Here is a 1,959-nt window from a genome sequence, read left to right as displayed (position 1 = left end):
CGGGCGGACCGCCCGGGCCCGCGCGGGCGGGGAGCGGGGGGCCGGCTGGGGCCGGGGGAGCGGCGCGGCGGCCCCGGGGGGGCGCGGCCCGCCGGGGCCGCCCCCCTGGCTGCCCGGGCGGCCCGCCGCGGCCCGGGCCCGCGCCTCGGCGGGCGGCTCGGCGGGGCGGCCGGGCGCCGGGACGCCCTGCCGGGCGCCGTCCTGCGGGGCGGGAGCGGCCGCTGCCCGACCGGGGCGTGCCGTGCGCGGGCCGGCGCCGGCGGTGCCGCGCGCCGCGAGTTCGCTGAGCCGCTCGTGCCGTGCGGCCGCGCCGGGCCGCTCGGCGGGTTCCTTGGCGAGGCAGGCGCGGATCAGCGGCGCCAGTTGCGGCGGCACCGCCGACAGGTCGGGCTCCTCGTGGACGACGCGGTACAGCATCACCTCGGAGGACGCCCCCGAGCCGAAGGGGGTGTCCCCGGTGAGCGCGTAGGCGAGGGTGGCTCCGAAGGCGAAGACGTCGGTGGCGGGCGTGACGGCGGCTCCGCGCACCTGTTCGGGCGCGAGGAAGCCGGGGGAGCCGACGGCGGTGCCGACGTGGGTGAGCGTGCTGGCGCCGCGTGACCACGCGATGCCGAAGTCGATGATCCGCGGGCCCCGCGGGGAGAGCAGGATGTTGGACGGCTTGAGGTCCCGGTGGACGACCCCGGCCTCGTGCACCTTGACCAGTCCGTCGGCGAGCGCGGCCCCGATCCGGGCGGCGTCGGCCCAGTTCAGCGGCCCCTCGTCGCCGACCTGCTTGTACAGCGAGGGCCCGGGCACGTACGCGGTGGCCAGCCAGGGCCGGTCGGCTTCGATGTCCGAGCCGACCACGCGGGCGGTGCAGCCGCCCCGGATCCGGGAGGCGGCGGCGATCTCGCGGGCGAAGCGGGTGCGGAACTCCTGGTCCTCGGCGAGTTCGGCGCGGATCAGCTTGAGTGCGACGCGCTGCCCGCGGCGGTCGGACCCGAGGTAGACCACGCCCATGCCGCCGGCGCCCAGTCGCCGGTGCAGGCGGTACGGCCCGACGATGCGGGGGTCCTCACGCCTCAGCCGCATCATCGCCATGTTCCGTTCCCCGTCAGCCTGTGGTTGAGGCCCCGTCGGTTGGGCCGTCGTCAGTTCCTGTCTGGCACAGCTTACGGACTGCCTGCTGCGGTGTGCTGATACGCAACACCTCCAGCGGCCGTGCGATTGTCTGATCTTGCGTTGACCCGCAGGTCACAGGGGTGCCGGATCGGCTCTCGGGGTTACCCCTCAGGGTTCCCCCGGGGGTCGGGTCAGCCCTGCCTCCCCCTGCGGTAGTAGGCCCCGAGTCCGGGCGTCATCCTCCGGGACGTCCGAGGAACAGTACGACGGCATGACGCCCGCAGGGGCCCCCGACCAATAGCGTTGTGTTCAGCGGTGGACGGGGAGCTCGTCCCCCGAGGTAAGCCGTTCACCGCGCCAACTCGACCGGATCAGGAGCAAGGGCATGGCACCGCAGCTCACGGGAACCCCCCGCCGCCGTCGGCAGGCCTTCGTCCAGTCCCGGTCGACCGCCGAGCAGCCCACGCGGCACCCCGCGGTGGCGCTGGCCATGGCCCTGCCGTGCGCCGTGCTCCTGATACTGCTCTTCGGCGGGTGGGACCAGATGGCGAACCAGGCGCAGGCCGTCGCCGATCTGATCAGCCGCTGAGGAGCACCTGAGAAGGACGCCGTCCCCTAGGGGGCGGCCACAGAAACGGGCACCGGTCCCCTGGGGACGGGGAGCGGTGCCGCCGGGGAGGCCGCGGCCGCGATCACACGCGGACGGGCGTGTGCGGTGCGCAGAGCGCCCCGGCAGGCGGAGACGCGGGGGGGGGGGGGGCGGTGGGGGGGACCGGGGCCTCGGCGAGGGATTGTATTTGTCTATAAAAAAAAACAAAACCACCAAAACAAAAAAAAAAAAACGTTAAAAGGAAA

The 1,959-nt window shown here is 74.4% G+C and carries 2 protein-coding genes; one reads left to right on the top strand and one right to left on the bottom strand.

Translation table 11 applies throughout. The features are described 5' to 3' along the window. Nucleotides 1–1,083: serine/threonine-protein kinase (locus ACFV0O_RS41420; protein WP_380350246.1), on the bottom strand; the 1,083-nt coding region annotated here is incomplete at its 3' end. A 406-nt stretch (nt 1,084–1,489) separates the two neighbouring features. On the opposite strand from ACFV0O_RS41420, the gene ACFV0O_RS41415 reads away from it, so the two are divergent. Next, nucleotides 1,490–1,693, top strand: a complete 204-nt coding sequence (locus ACFV0O_RS41415; RefSeq protein WP_380350244.1) for a hypothetical protein — start codon at nt 1,490–1,492, stop codon at nt 1,691–1,693. Nucleotides 1,694–1,959: the final 266 nt, after the last annotated feature.

It is taken from the genome of Kitasatospora sp. NPDC059577, assembly GCF_042735475.1.
In the GTDB taxonomy this organism is placed as follows: Bacteria; Actinomycetota; Actinomycetes; order Streptomycetales; family Streptomycetaceae; genus Kitasatospora.
Note: the sequence above shows the minus strand (reverse complement) of the source record. Positions and strands in the feature narration are given on the sequence as shown.